This window comes from Bacteroidota bacterium (assembly GCA_016711505.1).
Lineage (GTDB): Bacteria > Bacteroidota > Bacteroidia > AKYH767-A > 2013-40CM-41-45 > JADKIH01.
In genome coordinates this window covers 364,605-379,569 of the sequence record JADJSV010000002.1, presented here as the reverse complement: position 1 = coordinate 379,569, position 14,965 = coordinate 364,605, and the positions used below count along the sequence as shown (strand labels likewise).

General features: G+C 37.8%; 13 protein-coding genes. 1 reads left to right on the top strand and 12 read right to left on the bottom strand.

All coding sequences use genetic code 11. The annotated features are described in order from the left end of the window. Nucleotide 1 precedes the first annotated feature (1 nt). The 7 genes from IPL24_05310 to IPL24_05280 form a co-directional block, all read right to left on the bottom strand. Nucleotides 2-1,096: a glycosyltransferase gene (locus tag IPL24_05310; protein ID MBK8363107.1), complete on the bottom strand. Its 1,095-nt coding sequence runs from the start codon at nucleotides 1,094-1,096 to the stop codon at nucleotides 2-4. Further along, nucleotides 1,093-2,418 carry a hypothetical protein gene (locus tag IPL24_05305; GenBank protein ID MBK8363106.1) on the bottom strand — a complete coding sequence of 442 codons (1,326 nt, stop codon included), beginning with the start codon at nucleotides 2,416-2,418 and terminating at the stop codon, nucleotides 1,093-1,095. The genes IPL24_05310 and IPL24_05305 overlap by 4 nt, the downstream gene beginning before the upstream one ends. 78 nt (nucleotides 2,419-2,496) lie before the next feature. Then, on the bottom strand, nucleotides 2,497-3,636 hold the full coding sequence (locus IPL24_05300; GenBank protein ID MBK8363105.1) for a glycosyltransferase family 4 protein: 1,140 nt from the start codon (nucleotides 3,634-3,636) through the stop codon (nucleotides 2,497-2,499). Nucleotides 3,637-3,638: 2 nt separating this feature from the next. Next, nucleotides 3,639-5,543 carry an asparagine synthase (glutamine-hydrolyzing) gene (gene asnB / locus IPL24_05295; GenBank protein MBK8363104.1) on the bottom strand — a complete coding sequence of 635 codons (1,905 nt, stop codon included), beginning with the start codon at nucleotides 5,541-5,543 and terminating at the stop codon, nucleotides 3,639-3,641. 4 nt (nucleotides 5,544-5,547) lie between these two features. Continuing rightward, entirely contained in the window at nucleotides 5,548-6,558 is a 1,011-nt protein-coding gene (locus IPL24_05290) for a glycosyltransferase family 4 protein (protein MBK8363103.1), read from the bottom strand. 4 nt (nucleotides 6,559-6,562) lie between these two features. Then, a complete protein-coding gene (locus IPL24_05285; GenBank protein ID MBK8363102.1) occupies nucleotides 6,563-7,534 on the bottom strand; it encodes a hypothetical protein in 972 nt (323 codons plus the stop codon). Continuing rightward, entirely contained in the window at nucleotides 7,527-8,546 is a 1,020-nt protein-coding gene (locus IPL24_05280; protein MBK8363101.1) for a nucleotidyltransferase domain-containing protein, read from the bottom strand. Before IPL24_05280 ends, IPL24_05285 begins: the two co-directional genes overlap by 8 nt. A 233-nt stretch (nucleotides 8,547-8,779) precedes the next feature. Between IPL24_05280 and IPL24_05275 the strand changes: the two genes are divergently transcribed. Beyond that, nucleotides 8,780-9,547 carry a crotonobetainyl-CoA--carnitine CoA-transferase gene (locus tag IPL24_05275; protein MBK8363100.1) on the top strand — a complete coding sequence of 256 codons (768 nt, stop codon included), beginning with the start codon at nucleotides 8,780-8,782 and terminating at the stop codon, nucleotides 9,545-9,547. 232 nt (nucleotides 9,548-9,779) lie between these two features. Here IPL24_05275 and IPL24_05270 read toward each other — a convergent pair whose 3' ends face one another. The 5 genes from IPL24_05270 to IPL24_05250 all read right to left on the bottom strand — a co-directional run bounded on the left by IPL24_05270 (nucleotide 9,780) and on the right by IPL24_05250 (nucleotide 14,803). Then, nucleotides 9,780-10,763 carry a hypothetical protein gene (locus IPL24_05270; GenBank protein MBK8363099.1) on the bottom strand — a complete coding sequence of 328 codons (984 nt, stop codon included), beginning with the start codon at nucleotides 10,761-10,763 and terminating at the stop codon, nucleotides 9,780-9,782. 99 nt (nucleotides 10,764-10,862) lie between these two features. Beyond that, nucleotides 10,863-12,050: a glycosyltransferase gene (locus IPL24_05265; GenBank protein ID MBK8363098.1), complete on the bottom strand. Its 1,188-nt coding sequence runs from the start codon at nucleotides 12,048-12,050 to the stop codon at nucleotides 10,863-10,865. Nucleotides 12,051-12,068: 18 nt separating this feature from the next. Further along, on the bottom strand, nucleotides 12,069-12,608 hold the full coding sequence (locus tag IPL24_05260) for a GNAT family N-acetyltransferase (protein ID MBK8363097.1): 540 nt from the start codon (nucleotides 12,606-12,608) through the stop codon (nucleotides 12,069-12,071). Next, on the bottom strand, nucleotides 12,605-13,699 hold the full coding sequence (locus IPL24_05255) for a GNAT family N-acetyltransferase (GenBank protein ID MBK8363096.1): 1,095 nt from the start codon (nucleotides 13,697-13,699) through the stop codon (nucleotides 12,605-12,607). Before IPL24_05255 ends, IPL24_05260 begins: the two co-directional genes overlap by 4 nt. A 6-nt stretch (nucleotides 13,700-13,705) precedes the next feature. After that, nucleotides 13,706-14,803 carry a DegT/DnrJ/EryC1/StrS aminotransferase family protein gene (locus tag IPL24_05250; GenBank protein ID MBK8363095.1) on the bottom strand — a complete coding sequence of 366 codons (1,098 nt, stop codon included), beginning with the start codon at nucleotides 14,801-14,803 and terminating at the stop codon, nucleotides 13,706-13,708. Between the last annotated feature and the right edge of the window lie 162 nt (nucleotides 14,804-14,965).

Genomic DNA, 14,965 nt, shown 5'->3' with positions numbered 1-14,965 from the left:
TTCAGTTAATTACTTTTTCAAATATTGTTGTCAGATTACCGACCATTTTCTCTTCGGTAAATCCGTTCTGATATGCTTTCTTTGAAGCTACACTCATTGCAGAGCGAAGCCCGGGTTCTGATATCAATTTATACAACCGCTCTGCAATTGCATCGGGGTCACCGGTAGGAACAATATAACCATTTATTCCATCTATAACACTTTCAATGATTGCGCCTTTATCTGTAGAAATTATTGGAAGTCCGGCAGCCATAGCTTCTACGATCACCCAGGGATGTCCTTCAGGTTCACGCGGAGTAAAAACAAAAATGTCGGCATCGGCTAAATGTTGAAATTTGTCGTCGCCTGTTGCAGGTGGAAGAAAAACCACAGGCAAATTATTTTCTGTTACAAGTTTAATACAACTTTCTTCCACAATTTTCGACCGCCAGGATCCTACAACAACGAGTGTATATCCTGATGCGATTCTCGTTTTCAATTTTTTTATGGCATTCAGTACATCTTCAATTCCTTTTGAAGGTTGCAGATTGGCAAGGTATAAGATCCTTACGTCTGAATCTTTTCTTGAAGATGCAGGTATTGAATAATTCCCACCATTAGGACATACATAAATATTTTTTCCGGAAAAAATTCCGGAAAAAAGTTGTTTCAGATTATTTCCCAGTACGATCACACCATTATTCATTTTAAGAGTAGTTGTGACAAAGAATCTGGTAAAAGCTGAAGAAGAATTCAACCAGTTTCTGAAATTACTTCCACGCAAGTGAATAAGAGTTTTCCGGAATGTAATTTTCGCAATCAGAATAAAAATAAGATCTTTTAAATATCCTGCAGTAGATTGCGAAATCGGAATTACAACCAGTGCCGGACGTTTCGTCAGGATCGTCGTAAACATTTTTATCCAGATAGAAATACTTCGGATAATTTTACTCAATGAAAATCTGCCCATTGTATCCAATGAAGTATTGACACGGGTATCGATGTGCAACAATTCAAAACGCTCCTTCAGAGAAGATTCGAGAATGATCTGTGTTGCAATTGATGGTCCCATATAAGGAGGCGGAATTTTTCCGAGTATCATTATTCGTTTTTTCATTCAACTGCCAGAGTTTCCGGCCGCTGAACTCTCGACCTGATTTTTGGTGTCTTAACTGCATATGCTTGTTTTACGGGCAGTAATGCAAAGCAATAGATAGGGTACGCAAGACAGAATAATCCGGGATATATCGTAGGCAATGTACTGATCGAATACAATGTGACGATTGCCACTGAGCCCATGACCAGAAATTTTTCAGGAGGTCGCAGAAATGTTCTTCTCCAGAATACAAAGACGAAAAACAATATGTAGCATCCGGTTCCTATAAATCCGGTGAGAAATAAGTTCCTGATATAGTCATTGTGCATTCCACCTCCAACCATTACCGGTGCTTGTCTGAAACCTGAGAACGAAACTCCCAGATAATGTGAAATTTCAGGCATCCTTCCCCAGATCTCGAAATATCTTTCCCATCGCGATACACGGCCATTAAATGCATACTGAACATCCTGATCTCCGTTAAGTACATTGAATTCTTTTGCGATCAAAGGGTAGATCTGTTTGTCATAAATAGTTCTTGCAAAGAATGGCAATGTCATTGCAAGAACAAATGCAACGATCACCAATCCTTTAAGATTTTTCGAATTGAAGTATAAAAGCAATCCCATCAAAGTGAGAAATACCGCCCATGTTGAAACGTGACGGAGAGAAATTGCAGCAACAAAACTGACAAGTACCCATATCACTAATCTGGGAAGATTAACATGTTTCTTTTTCGCCTTTGAATGCAATCCTTCAAGGAAAAAATATGCTACTACCAGAAACGAACCGACTAAGAATGATGCATAGTTCATACTATCTGCATACTCGCCGCGGATCCGTGCTCCACCACCTCTTCCTGCTGAAGCATATTCAGGAGTGATTGCGCCGAAAATTACTTCGTAAAACATCATTCCAAAAGGGAAGATACAGGAATACAAAAATGTCTGAAGAATAAAATGCAGATCTTCTCTATCACGGATTGCTTTTCTGAGATAAAAGAAAACTAAAGGAGGTGTTAAATATTTAATGCAATTTCCTAAACTGTCGAGTGAATAAAATGAGACCAATAGCACGATGCAATTCACAAATATGATGATTCCCCAAAAACGGAAAAGTTCACCGCCGGCACTACTCTCTTTTTTCTCGCGCATTGAAAGCATTGCCCAGATTGCAAGCAAAGGTGTCAATACACCCATGATATAAATCGGAGAAAGGAAGGTTGAAATTTCTTTTAACTTATAAAAATTATCAACCAATGGCCGCAATAAAACAAAGACCGCAAACCATTTTCTGGTCCAGTTGATCTTTTTCCAATACGCTTTCCATTCTTTAAAGCTCATTCTTTTTTCTGGTAATTAGTGAGTAGTGAGTAGCCAGGCTTTGCTTACTTTAGACTATTCATCACTATTCGATATTAATTATTCGTTATTATTTGAATAAACAATTGCATCCACAAACCCTTTCGCACTTTGCTTTACTCCCGCATTATGCAAAATGAACTGAGACGCATTCATTCCAATTATTTTTGCCTGTTCTTTATTATCGAGCAGGAAATTTATTTTTTCAAGTACACGATCGACATTATTGAAATCAACAATGAATCCTGTTTTACCATCTTCGATCAGGTCATCTACTGCGCCTGCATTTGGAGAAGCTATGCAAGGTAATCCTGCTGCCATTGCTTCATTCAAGACCAGACCCCAGATATCAAATCCGGTCTGGAAAAGAAACACCTCCGTTTGCGCATAGTATTCCGGGAGTTCTTCTTTTTGTTTGAAGCCGGTAAACTGAACGAAACTTTCCAGTTTTAATTCAACGACCTGCCGTTGCAGATCGCTTAAATGATCGCCGTCGCCGATGAGGTCAAGAACAAAATCCTGACGAACATTTGCCAACTGCCGGATGCAGATCAGTAGTTGATCCACATTCTTCCTTTTACTAAGGTAGCCTACGTAAGAAAGTCGGTGTTTGTTATCTGATAAACGGCTTTTTCCTTGCAATTCAACAGTTTTTTCCCGAAAAAAGGTCGTATCGACAGTATTTATTGCCTTAAAGATCCTTTTTGCTTGCACTCCAAGACTTTCGAGGTACTTGCCTGCCCGTTTACCGTAGACGATAAATGCCGCGGAATTGGCTGCTAAAACCTTTCTTTGTAAAGAACGAATGAATGACGCTCCTTTTCCTATGGTGGTCACAGAGCCACTCCAGATCAGATATTTTGCCTTTGAAAATTTCGTGTACCACCAGACTTTCATTGTGGCCATTGAAAATCCGCTGACTATTATCCGGTCGGGATTTTCACTCTTCAGAACTTCTGTCAGATTGCCATATCGGAAAGTGGTCTTTTCAGAATTTCCAAAGCTGATCTGTTCAGAACCTAAAAATGCGAATTCAAATTTGCAATCATTCAGATCGATCACAAATTTTCTTCTGCTATAAGTTTCTGCTGCAAAGATAACCTTGAGATCCATTCCTTTTTCACGCAACTGAATATTTAACTCATTGAAAAGTGGAATCCGGTATGGATTAGGAATATTTGTTATTACCAGAATCTTCATGATCAATCAAGCCATTTTTTAAACCATGCAATCAGAAAATATAAGGTCCATAATCGATTCACCGTTGATTCATCGCCTGCTTTCAATTGCTTGAGAAGAGAATTCAATTCATCATATTTGAATTGCGGATGATCATTGCAAAAAGATCTGAGATTTTTTTCAATGTAATCAATCATCAGATCGCCGGCCCACTCTTTTAGCGGAACACAGAATCCCATTTTCTTCCGATAAAGAATTTCTGCAGGTAAAACTTTTTCAAGCGCCTTCTTTAAAATATATTTTGGCTCTTCTTTATTGAGTTTATATTTAGACGAAATTGAAAGTGCCGTATTCACAAATTCATAATCAAGAAAAGGCGAACGGATCTCTATCGAATTTGCCATCCCAAGATGATCCATACGATACAAATAATAATTCGGGACCATAAATTTCAGTCCCAGATAGCACATCCAGTCAGCATATTCAAACTTTCTGTTCGAATGTGTTTTTATCATTTCAAAACGTTCTTTATAACGTTGAATAACGCTGTAAGAATCATTTACACCTAAACGCTCAAGATATTCTTCAGACAAGAATTTTGTCTTTGTACTTTCCTTAAAACTTTTTGCTCCGCCCCAGAACATATCCTGACCTCGTGCCGATCTCGATAAAATTTCATATGCATTATCAGAAGCAAATACTCCGGCACCTTTCAAAACTCCCTGCTTCACGAAATCAGGAAGCTTTGAATATTGATTGTACCAGGGAAACAACCGGATAAATTTTTTCCAGTTTCTATATCCTGCAAATAATTCATCACTTCCATCACCTGTTAAAACGACAATGCTTCCCGACTGTCTTGCTTTCTGCGAAAGAAAATAAATTGGAATACATGTTGCATCGGCCATTGGCTCATCAAAAATATTGACCACTTCAGGCAGGAAACTTTCTATGTCGTCAGAAGTAACAACTATATCACTGTGATTTGTATTAAATAATTTTGATACTTTATTTGCGTAGAACCGTTCATCGTATTCCTGCTGGCCATCGAAGCCTATTGAAAAAGTATTTACCGGCTTTGATGTCAGTTTTGACATGTAAGCAACTACAGCACTGGAATCAACTCCACCACTGAGAAAAGCCCCGACAGGAACATCAGAAACCATTCGCAGTTCAATCGCTTTTTCCAGGGCGCGCTCAACTTTTATTTGCGATTCTTCTTCACTGAGTTTTTCGATCTCTGCCGAATAATTAACTTCCCAGTATTCTTTCTTGCTCACTACTCCCCTTGAATCAATGGTAAGCTTACATCCGGGCTCCAGCTTATCAATCCCATCGAACATGGTTTGTGGCGGAGCAAGCAAATTGAAAGTAAGAAAATGATACATTGCATTTTCATCGAGCTTTCTTTTCATCCATGGCAAACGCAATAGTCCTTTTATCTCTGATGAAAAAGAAAATTTTCCATCCTGCATGGAATAATAGAACGGTTTCTTTCCGACTCTGTCTCTTGCAATAAAGAGTTGCTTTTTAGAAAAATCCCAGATGGCAAATGCAAACATGCCATTGAGGTAATTAAGACAATTCTCACCAAACTTTTCATATAGTGCTAAGAGAACTTCCGTATCACTATCGCCCTTAAATTGATGGTCACTGAAATATTTAGTTTTAAGTTCTTTGTAATTATAGATCTCGCCGTTAAAAATTATAACATTCCCATTTGCAGAGATCATGGGCTGATGGCCTGCAGGTGAAAGATCAATGATGCTTAGCCGAAGATGACCGAAATGAACTTTCCGTTGTTCATCTGCCCAATAGCCAAGATCATCAGGACCACGGTGAGCAATAGCAGTATTCATAGCGGCAACGAGTTCCTTTCCGTTGTCGATACTACTACCAAAACTAACTATGCCATTAATCCCGCACATACTATTAATTTTCTTTTATAACTGATCTGATTATATTCTTCCATGCATTTTCAAAATAATTCAGATCAAATTGTTTTACGTAATTGAATCCTGAATCAGCTAATTGACCTCTCTTCTCCATCGCTTCAGTAACAGCATCTCTGATCTCGCTTCTGTCTCGGACTACAATTTGTCCGGCTTTATTCAGGAGTTCAGTCATACCGCCACTATCTTTTCCAACTACCGGTGTGTGTGACAATAAGGATTCATGTGCAATTCGGTTCCAACCTTCTTCCATCAGAGAAAAACAAACTACTACTGAAGAAAAAGTCAGTAATTGTAAATATTCTTTTCTTTTTAAATTCAGGTATTGAACATTCAATTCCGGAACTCTGTTTCTCGGACCTGTCATTACCAGATGGAAACCGGAACTCTTTAATGCTTCATATACTTCTACCACGCCTTTTTCACGGATAGCATTACCAATATAAACAATTTTTTTGTCAGATGGAATACCATTTCTTCGCCTGAATGATTGTTCATCTTCTTCAGACTTTCCATACAATTCAGGATCGAATGAATTATAAATAACAGAAACATTTTTGCATCCACGTAATTCAAAATACTTTTTCCAATGCTCAGAAACAGTAACTATTGCATTGCATTTATTTATCTTCCTCAGCAAATTATAAAAATACCAACGATGATAAATTGATTTCTTTGCAAGAAAATGGTCGATGTGATGAATTACTGCGATTGACAGTTGTGACTCACTTCGTTTTCCAAATACAACAGGATATGGCTCCATGATCAGAAGGTCGGCAACCGGTTTATAGTTGCGCATTCTCCGCCAATATGAAAATACTGATTCATTTTTACGAATGGTAACAGGATCAATTACCACTTTGAAATCCCTGGCAAGGGCCAATGCAGATTGTACATCATAGGCATTTCCACCATTGATACCGTCTGCAACAGTTCCCTCATAGAAAGCCTGCAACACCTTTGAACTTTTACTTTGCCATAGTATATTCATAAAGTCATGTGATGTTAAGACTGGAACCGGGAGGCATAAATTCAGGAATATGCTTTTTATTATATACTGCCATTTCTTTCAACAATAAAAATCTTTGCTCGAGAATAGCAGGAGGATCAGGACTAAGCGGCAACCTGACAGAAAATCCTGTCACTTTATTCATCATATTAAAATACTTCCTGTGAAAAATACCTGCAAGAAATGAAGGCAAAGGTATTCCTCGTTTTGAAATGGAGAGTTTTTCACTCATGGCCCATCGGACATTCTTTACAAATCGTCCACTCGTAAGATGAGGAGTATAAAATTTTTCCTTCAATAAAATATCTTCCAGGAATGCTAACAAGTGAATGTAAAATCTGTCGAAAAGATCATCAATTTTCAGATAATTATTTTCAGACAGAAACCATCTTTTACGGAGGTTAATTATTTCCTGCACGACATCAAACAGCGGCCCTGATTTCACACCAAGATATTCAAGATCATACTCCATTGCTCTTGACTCAAGCAGAAATGCACGGACTTTAATTATGCGATACACTTTTTGAAAATTCATGACCATAAACATCTTTATCATAAACTCCAGTGCAGTCTGAATTTTTACAAGAGTATCATCTGCAGGAGAAAGATGTCCTTCTGACCTGCTTTCACTACCCCCTATCAGGCGATAGTTATGAAATTGAGTCAGGCCTACTGCTTTTTGAAAATGGCTGTATGAAGCTCCGAACAAACGATGAACAAAAAGATAATGGCCTTGTTCATCCAGTTTTCTCAAAGGATCATGAACAGTTGAAGTTCCATCCTTAAAAACCACAAACATATCAAGATCTGAAATGCCGGGAGCTGTAACACTTCCGATACGATATACACTCTCAACCTTGCCGTGATTCATCAATGCAGAAGCCACGGCTGAAATGTTAATCTCATACATTTCCGGCCTGACGAATACAGGAAGATCTATGAGCGAATACTTACTCATTTTTGTTTGAGTTAAGAATCGTGTGTTTGACCAATGCAGTGAAATTATTCATCCTCGAAAAAATTCCATTGTTAATGGAAAGCTCAATAAAAACAGGTGTACTTAATTCTATTTTTTGCCGGCCTTTCCAACTTAAGAAATCAATTCTTTCAAAAAACTTTTTCTGTCTATCGGTCAGGTCAACCATCCAGTTCAATCGAATATTTGAAACCTCATCCATCACAGCAAATTCATCATCCGTGAAATCCCGGCGCATTTCTGCGAAGCTGTATTTTTTGAAAATACCTTTGTCATCACGCACCTGAACATAAGCTGACGGCAACATCATAAATTCACTGAAGATGGCCTTCAACTGATAAATATTCCAATCTGATTTGGAAGCAGAAAGTTTTCTTTTCAAACTATCACAAAGTCTCAGGAAGGATCTTTTAAAATCTACATCAGGTACTTCCTGAACATTGATCTCTAATCTTGTATTTCCCAACAACGATTTGCTATGGTGTAAAACAGCTGTTGGCAAAAACCATTCAGGATAATTTGCAAGATCATATTCGGAAAGTACAAACCAGCCATGGTGTTGAAATGGATCGATGAGATGCATGTACTTTCTTAATTCATGCAGATTATATGCTGCCTCCGAAAGTTGCTTTCTGTTATGCAACGCTTCTTTTGAGATAATGATCAAACCATCGAAATCGCTGTAGGCAATTTCTTCACCTGTTGCATAGCTCCCATGAACAAGCACTGCTTTCAATGAAGGTTTCAGAGCAGTTAGTGCTTTAGCCATCTGCGCCAGATACTGATTGCTACCGGTGTAGGCCGGAATATCGATGAATTCCTTGTCAGCTTCAGACTTGAAATTATGGCCACTATAGAGTTTACAGATAACAGCAGAATTTCTGCGAAACAGGAAATTAGGAGAAAAGACAGACAACATACCTCCTGACGGCGTGAAATACCCGCCGTTTATGTATCGATTCAGAAAATATATCCGTTTTTGTCCCGTAACCATAATTATTTGTCCCTATTCGCGACCGATTAAGCTCCTTTTGCGAAGTAAAAACGATCATTCAGTGTAAAACACAAAAATAATCATTCGATGGGCTTTACTTTCTACTTTTAAAGAACTATTTTTATATGTTGAATAGCGCCAAATGTTACAGATTCCCTGAATATAGGGAAATAATAAAAAATATTTGACTCATATTGTAACCCCGAATACATTGCATTAAATAAATAGAACTCATGAGCTCGAAGAATAATGATCTGTACATAGCGCCGAGTATAGTTTCCGACAAGCAAGCTGAAAACAGAAATGACCTGATCGGGCTGTTTCAGAATTGTCCTCTCCCTGAAGAGGAAATGATGCGAAACCTTGGACTCTTCTTAAATCCTGCTGATCTTAAAAAGTTTCTTTTTATAAATGACATTTACCAAAAAAATATTGAGATCCATGGAGTGATCATGGAATTTGGTGTGAGATGGGGTCAGAACATAAATCTCTTTCAGTCGCTACGATCGATCTATGAACCGTTCAACTATAGTCGTAAGATCATTGGCTTCGACACGTGGTCAGGCTTCCCTTCCATTCATGAGAAAGACGGCATTGAACTTTATGCAATGAAAGGCGCCTACAATGTTGCTGAAGATTATAAAGTTTATCTGGATAAAGTGCTGAGCAATCTTGAAAAAGAAAGTCCGCTTGATCACATGAAAAAATTTGAACTCATTCAAGGTGACGCAAGTGTTGAACTTGCTAAATATCTGAAGTATCATCCGGAGACGATAATCTCATTGGCTTATTTCGATTTTGATATTTACGAGCCAACTAAAAATTGCCTTGAGTTAATTAAACCACATCTTACAAAAGGATCTATTTTAGTTTTTGACGAATTGAATCAACCTAAATTCCCGGGTGAAACAATTGCCCTTCGCGAGGTATTTGGACTGGACAAATACTCTATTAAACGGAGTCCGTTTAGTCATTATCAGTCCTATGTTGTGATTGAGTGAAATCGTAATTCGTGATTCGTAATTTGCGAATCTTAAATATTGCTCACTGCTCGAAGATAAACACAAAGATCACTAAGTTTTTAGTACAAGAACACAGTCAAGCTAAGCGCCATAATGTGTTCTTGTGACGATTTTTAGTGATCTTAGTGTTTTATTTTACGTATGTACGTCTTTGCTATTCCTAAAATCGGTGTTATATCATTACAAATCTCGAATTACGAATTACAATTTTTCAAAGCCACGTTTTCAAAATCGTAGGAATATCATCCGGAAGTTTTTTGGGTTGTTCAAGTGGAAGTATTACATGGATTACAGCCCCTTCGCCTTCTTTTCCTTCGGCATAAATTTCTCCAAAATAAGTCTGAACTACTTTGCGGCAGATTGCCAGGCCAATTCCTGTACCGGGATATTCTCCGGCGCTGCTGAGTCGTTGAAACATAGTAAAGATCTGCTCGCCATATTTCTGATCGAAGCCGATACCATTGTCTTTAAAACAGATCTCACAATATTGTAATTCCTGCTTGAGATTAGGATAAGAAAGCAAATCTTTCTTTTTTATTTTACGTGTTGAAATTTCAATTTCTAATGGAATATCAGGATTTGAAAATTTCAATGAATTATGTATGATGTCATAGAAAAGCTGGCTCATCTGAAAAGGTACAGCTTCAACTTCAGGTAATTTATTCAGAATGAATTTTGCATTTTTTTCTTCTATTAAAAGTTCAAGATCGAATAGTGTATTCTTAAGTATTTCATTCAGATCAGTTTTAACAACCAATTTTTCATAATTAGAAACACGGGCGAAATTCAACATCTCTGCCATCAACTTCCGGAGTCTTAACGCAGAATTTTCCAGCTTGGCTAAAAAGATCTCAAACTCTTCTTCACTGAGTTTTTTTTCAGTCTGACGAAGTACTTTTGAGAACGTTATTATTTTTCTTAACGGCTCCTGTAATTCGTGACTTGTTGTATGAGAAAACTGATCGAGTTGGGTATTTGCCTGCTCAAGCTGAAAGCTTAATTTTTCGATTGTGACCTGCAGCTCTTCTTTCGTCGGAGCCTTCGGATCAATGACAGAAAGTACCAGATCAGAATTTAAATTATTGTCAGTCTTGCGTGTTACTACCGCTTTCTTTCTGACCGTTTTCTTCTTCTTACCTGTTTCCTTCTTTACTACCTTCTTACTCAATGGTTTCTTTACCTTCTTCTTGGCCATTTTTACATTTTAATGAGGGCGGAAGATAGTTTTAAAAACTGGTATTACCCATGAGGATTTCATGTTGCCCAAAGTGTCCGGAAATTTCTACTATAGTTTTTAATAGGACAATCCGCGCGCCCAATTCAACAACTCTTTTGTTTTGCTGTCGAATGTGAGTGATTTGATATCTTCTTTCGCCTGTGCGGCCAATCTGGAACTTACATCCGGATTTTGGATCAAGTGTCTGATTCCTTCAGCTAAAGCAACTTCATTGTCAGGAGCAACAAAAAAAACATTTTTATTATTCAAGACATCTTGTGTTGCAGGAAAATCAGGAGTGATGATCGGATTACCTGTAGACATATATTCATTGATCTTTTGCGGATAATTGAATTCGATGAGATGGTCATTGGAAGTGTAATAACTAACAAGTACATCTCCGGCCAACTGATAATTCCGCACCTGTGTGCTATCGTTGAAGAACCCTGTAAATATTGCATTCTCTACTCCGATCTCTTTGCAATAGTCTTTTACTTTCTGAACTGCGCTCTCTCTTCCCCCGGTAAAAAGAAATTTATATGAAGGAAGAAGCTTTGCAGCTTTGAGAATGAATTTTAATTCAAGCACATCCAATCCTAGCTTTCCTGTGTAAACGATCAATGGAGCGGAATCGGTGTAGTGAATATTTTTCCGTGCTTCCTGTTTGCTCACATCGTTAGAATAAACAGGTACCGGTGCAAGTGATAAAATAAATTTCTCTTTTGGAACCGGTACAAGTTTCATAATGGCATTGCGTGTAGTTGTTACACCGGCAAACACTCCATCAGAATTTTTTACTACCCATTTATATATCGGTTTATCTTTGACTTCTGCAGCAACAAATATTATTTTGGTTTTAAATAATCTGCCTGTGAGTTTTCTGATAATGATTGCAGGAATAAGTGATTTCGCATCTCTGGAAAGGATGATCGCTTCATTCTTTGAAAAAATCCGTTCAAACAAAATTCTGACAGATGAAAACGAAAAGGCGATCATCATAACAATGAAGCGATAAAGCGAAGTTGAATTTTCAAGCAACCACGTATACTGCATTCGTGTTTTGAAATTATTCCTTAAACCATAGCTTGCAGGGATTTCGCTTTTGCGAATATTTTCCTTCATGTAAGTATATGGATAAACAATTACCACCTTTGCTCCGTTTGCGGCCATACTATCGCACATACGCATGTCGAAAATGCGGTTAGTAGTCGGCCTTAATAAACAGAAAGGAGAAAAAACATATACTGAAAGTGGCTGTTCGCTCATAGAGGATTCAACAGAAGATCAGAGTTTTTCAAATTCACTGATCAAAATGCCCATACAAAACTGATCGATATATTTTCCCTGCTTATAAATATCCTCACGGATCGTCCCTTCAACTTTGAATCCACATGACTCATAGATTCTGATCGCTGATGTATTGTCAGTACGGACTTTCAGATAGATCTTATTCAATCCCAGCTGACGAAATCCGAATTCAAGAGTTTTATAACACGCTTCTTTTCCATAACCTTTTCCTTTTTGAGCGCCGTCAATCAAAATAGAAAATTCAGCATGACGAAAGATCATGTGAATGTTTTTCAGGAAAGTCATTCCAACCAGGTGTGAACCTTTCACCTCTTCAACTCCGAAACATGTATTTGGAAAGTTGACCTTGATATTTTTTTCATACCATTGAACTTCCTCGTCCAGACTTACAGGGAAAGGATGTCCGCTGAAATCATTTCGTACTTCTTCCTGATTACGCCATTTCCAGGTGATGCGCGCATCGTCCATGGTCAGGGCCCGTAACCGAACAGAATTTTTATCTTTTTCCAAACTCATACCAGATCTGCTTCTTTAAATCGATAACGCTGCAATATAAATTTATATTTAATAGCTTCAACAGGATGTTTTTCGTCCCACCTCTTTACAATTTCATTATAGGCCATTTCATTGTGAATTCGCTTTCCAATATAAAATTTCAAGGTTTTTTTTGAAAAATTTTTTTTGAAAACGAGCAATGGATCTGTCTCTTCTCCTGTAACTCCGCCTCCTAAATGAATAGAATGTAATCCTGACTTTTTAGCCCAGAGTATTCCCTGGTGGAGCATCAGGTTTGAAACTGCCAGACTGCGACCTCTTTCGGTTGCAGAAGAAAGGAAATAATGTCCAAAAAAACTTCCTTTAAGAAATACAGTCGAACCGATCGTTTCTCCTTCTTCGCGGGCATTTACAAGCACGCCTGTTTTTTTGGCCAGAGCATTTAAGCCGTTAAAAAAGTCAGAACTGAAAAAATACATTGGAGCTGCATTCAGCCGCTTCATATTCTCCAGATAAATTGACTTGAAGTCGTCGAACCGTTTGCATTCATGATCAAATTCAATTTCGATTCCGGCCTTCTCTGCCTTACGGATCTTATTCCTGTTCGGACTTGAATAGTTTTCAAAGATCTTATCAGCTGTTGCCGATAGATCAACAGCTACATAGTCACGCAATGCAATTAATTTAACTGAACTGATTTCATTGAACACATTTTGATTCTGCAGTAACGGATGAAATCTGATGAACTCTGAAATGATCCTTTCAGAAAGACAATATTTGCAAAATGCTTTGTCAGCATTCTTTATAAATTCAGGATCCTGAGTTGTTGAAACAGGTCCGGTATAACCGTAAACTGTCTCTATATCTTTGTAATCCGTTTGTTCGTTTCCGGAATAAACTTCGCGGATCAGGAATGGATAAAAGTAAATCTGGTCATTTTGTTCAAATACAAATAGCCTGATACTTCCATCACCGTTTTTTTCATAGATGAAATTGTAATCAAAAGAAAAGTTGACATCACGAAGTTCTGCCGGAAGCTGATCGTAAAAATTATCCCACTCCACCTTATCGGATGAAGTAAGGACAGTAATTTTTTCGGCTCCGGAATTCACTTGGTATTATTTAGATGTTCGGAGAAAATCTTTGATCTTACGTGTGACAGTAAGAATCTGACTTCTTGTCAATTCAGGGAAACTTGGAAGAATCAGACACTGATGATTGAGCAGATCTGCAACAGTATTATCACTTTTTATTTCAGAAAGATGCGCATGCTGATTAATGCTGTAAAACATTGGTCTGGTTTCAATATTATTCTCGAAAAGAAATAATTCGAGCATCCGCTTTTTCACAAAATCAAATTTATTCAACCGAATTCCAAACATCCATTGCGCATGTTCCGTTCCCGGCTCTAATTGCTGAAAAGATATTTCTTCTATACCCGATAATTCATTTTTGTATAATTCAAATACAGCTGATTTCTTTTCTCTGATCTCATCAAGGATCATCAATTGTCCATAGAGCAATGCTGCCTGAATATTGGTCATGCGATAATTATATCCGAGTTTATCGTGAATATAACGCATACTGGATTGACCTTGTCCGCGAATCGAATTCAGGTATTCGAAAATTTCTTCATCAGCAGTTATCACAGCGCCGCCTTCACCACTGGTGATGGTCTTATTTCCAAAAAACGATAATGATGATATGAGTGATTCTGTTCCTGAATATTTTCCGTCGTACTTACCGAACAAGCCTTCACAATCATCTTCAACGATGAGCATTTCCGGAAATCGTTTCTTCAGAGCAGGGACATTTATGATATTACCGAGGTTATGAACTGCTAAAAATGCAGTGTCTTTGCCTCCATCTTTGATCTTTGAATGATCGATGTTCCAGGTATGTTCATTTGCATCGATCACTTCAAATTCCCAACCTCCTGAAAACAAGAAACTATTCCAGGCAGCTACATAAACGTTATTAGGAACAATGATCTTTTTTAGATTCGGATACTTGAACTTCAAACCTAATGCAAGCATGTGCGTGGCACACGTTCCATTATTGACAAGAATCAGATATTTACTTCCAATTACTTCCTTCAGTTTTTCTTTAGCCTTGTCTATGTAAACACCCTGAGAAGAAATCCAGGTTGAATCCAATGCGTCATGAGCATACTGCAAGCAAGAAGCCGGCAAATATGGCTGGTAGATGGGTAACATACCCGGTTTTTACTGAAAAAAGCAGTAAAAAGTTACTTGAAAAAGGGAGGTGTTTGTCTCTTAAAACCTACTCTTAACCTTACACTTAAACTATTCATATAATCAGGGCAAATTCAATGAGTATCTGGAAGTTTAAGAGTAAGATTAAGATTAAGTTTGAAG